1 protein-coding gene and 1 pseudogene are annotated in these 3,117 nt (G+C 34.7%); one reads left to right on the plus strand and one right to left on the minus strand.

What is annotated here, in order from left to right; all coding sequences use genetic code 11:
- Positions 1-501, minus strand: a pseudogene (locus tag WBN20_RS11310) (hypothetical protein); the annotation flags it as partial.
- Positions 502-793: 292 nt separating this feature from the next.
- Here WBN20_RS11310 and WBN20_RS11315 point away from each other — a divergent pair.
- Positions 794-2,773 (plus strand): putative porin, encoded by a 1,980-nt coding sequence (locus tag WBN20_RS11315; RefSeq protein ID WP_424281748.1) that lies wholly within the window; start codon positions 794-796, stop codon positions 2,771-2,773.
- Positions 2,774-3,117: the final 344 nt, after the last annotated feature.

A 3,117-nucleotide genomic window follows, 5' to 3' on the forward strand; every position in this document is an offset into this window, starting at 1 on the left:
GGTGCTACCTGCATCGATACTTTTCCATAGGCCACCAGCCGGTGCACCTGCAAACCAGATATTTTGATCATTAGGATCTACCGCAATAGCATTGACCCTTCCGGTACCGGGTTGTCCGATAGCTAAAGTACCAGAGGAAAATGGGCCAACAGCTGTCCAGTCGCTCGTTGGGTTTATTGCTTTGTTGGTTTGGTTATTCTTCCAGCTATCATAAAGTTGTTTGGATGTTGGAAGATAACCATCACTACTAACAAAGTGTTTCCAGTAATTTTCCCAGCGTCTGAAAGGTTTGTAGCCAATCCCTTTTTTGGTGATATCCTTTCCTTTCCAATATTCGTCGAAGGCATTGGTTATTTCCTTAAAAGTATAATCCTGTTGGCCCGACTTGGCCGTAGAAGACTTCTTGGTTTTTAAGTTCTGCATCCAGGGCGCACTTTCGTTAAATTGCGCATGTGAAAAGTAACCTGCCAGCAGGAAGAGAACTACCAATTTTCTTAACATGTAATTTTTTTTGTAAATATCCTGAAAAAACTAGGAATATTCAATTTTTTCTGTTGAACTACTGTAATTTGTGACCTAATATATTCATAATTTGTGTGGAATTGATTTTTGCCCGTTTAAATAGGCATAAAACTTTCACATTTAGTTAGGAACAAAAAAATTAACTTTGCGGACAACATTTAAAATTATCATTTTCCCTGGGCAGATTAATCCTATTACAAGTTGTTGCCTTATTAGGATGAACAGTTGGATATGAATCTGGCATTTCAAAAACTGTAACCAAAGTCTTTACATGAGATATCTCCTTTTGCTAATTCTAATTTTGTTGAGCCACACTCTTAGTGCGCAAAAAGATCCGGTTACTCCCGATAGAGCTAAAGATACTTCATTGTTGAGAAAGAAGAAATCAAAAAGGGCTAAAAAGAAGGATAGTCTGGGAATTACAATTAAGGACTATAAAATTGTTTCTTATACAAGAGACTCTACTTATTTAGATACCACACTTAGTATACAAAAAGAATACAAATACAATTATTTGCGCAGGGATGATTTTGAATTAATGCCTTTTTCTAATGTAGGTCAGCCATATAATCACCTTGGTCTCAATTTGGATCGCAATACCCTTTACCCAACTATTGGTTCTAAAGCAAGGCATTTTAATTATTTAGAGGTGGAGGACATATCCTATTATAATGTAGCCACTCCTTTAACAGATCTTTTTTTTAAGACTACTTTTGAACAGGGTCAACTGTTAGATGCCATGCTCACGTTTAACACTTCAAGAAGATTTAACTTGTCTATAGGGTATAAAGGATTCAGGTCTTTAGGGAAGTACCAATGGAGTCAGGTCAAATCGGGAAATTTTAAATCTAGCGCCAACTATGTTACAAAGAATGGACGTTACAGATTAAGGGCACACTGGACATCTCAGGAAATCGAAGGAGAAGAAAACGGTGGAATTTCCAATAAAGAACTACAGTTTGAATCTAAAGATCCCGATTTTAAAGACCGGTCCAGAATAGATGTTTTTTTTACGGATGCCCAGAACATTCTAATTGGTAAAAGATATTATCTTGAACACCAATATAGATTAATTAAAAATGAAACTGATTCCGCAAGCTCTAAATCTAATTACCTGGGGTTTGGACACACTTTTACTTACGAATCCAAGAATTACAAATTTCAACAGGATGCTGAAAACGAATTTTTTGGAGATGCTCTGGTAAGCCCTATAAGTGACAGGGCGAACTTAAAGACTATGTATAATGAGATTAATGCAGAGTTTTCTAACAGAACCCTGGGTGTTTTAAAAGCATCTGTTAATTTGTATAACTACAATTATTTTTTCAATAGCACAATTACCACCGATGAAGGTTTTATACCAAATAGGTTGAAAGGAGCGGAGGTAGCCATAGGTGCAAAATACAAAAAACAGATAGGGGGTTTTATGTTACATGGAGGTATCGCTTACAATATCTCTGGAGAGTTAACAGGAAATATTATTGATGTAGCAGCCAGCTACCAGATAAATGAAAAGAATAAAATTAGCGCCAGTCTGCATTCGTCTTCCAGATTACCAAATTTTAACTTCTTATTGTATCAGTCTGATTATGAAAACTACAATTGGTATAACACTCAAAGCTTTGAAAAAGAACGTCTGAGTAGTCTGCAATTTAATCTGGAATCACAGGTATGGGGTAATATAAGCGCAAAATATACAACAACAGACAATTATACTTATTTTGCTTCTCTTGCAAATGATGAACAAGCCGATGCCAATTTGGAGAATGCTTATATAAAACCATTTCAGGAAACGAATAGCGTAAATTACTTAAAAGTCAAATATTTTAAAGAATTTAAATTTGGAGACTGGGCATTGAGCAATACCATTATGTATCAGAATGTCACACAGGATAATGAAGTATTAAATCTACCCGCATTTGTCACAAGAAATACGCTTTATTTTAGTAAGCATGTTTTCAAGAAGGCCATGTTTTTACAAACAGGCATAACCTTTAAATATTTTAGCAGTTATAATATGGATGCGTATAATCCATTACTGGCAGAATTTTATACCCAGAACGGAGAGGAACTTGGAGCATTTCCATTATTAGACTTTTTTATAAATGCAAAAGTCAAAACGGCAAGGATATATCTTAAAGCAGAACATTTTAATTCTTCATTTACAGGGAATAATTTTTATGCCGCCCCTGATTACCCATATCGTGATTTTGTAATACGTTTTGGGTTGGTCTGGAATTTCTTCTATTAATTATGTATTAAAACTGCTCAATAATTCGGGTTCAGATTGTGGGTCTGACTTTTTCTGCTGTTTAATTAGGATATTGTTTTATGCATGGTTTGATTGTTAACTAAAAATTTAGGGTATTATGCCAATCATTTTTAATGTTGAATGCTTCATTTTCAAGGTGTTATAATTTAATTATTTTTATAGTATAATTTTTTTTGATTTAGGGTTGTACAAGGAAAAAAAGTACTTTATATTTGCACCCGCTTAGCTGGGCAGTAGTGACGGTTAGGTTTGGAATACGGAATAAGTGCTACGGAAAATAAAAGTTCATTGACATATTGACAGACAGCGTTTTTCTGTTTATT

The organism is Eudoraea sp., from assembly GCF_049665975.1.
Taxonomy (GTDB): Bacteria; Bacteroidota; Bacteroidia; order Flavobacteriales; family Flavobacteriaceae; genus Eudoraea.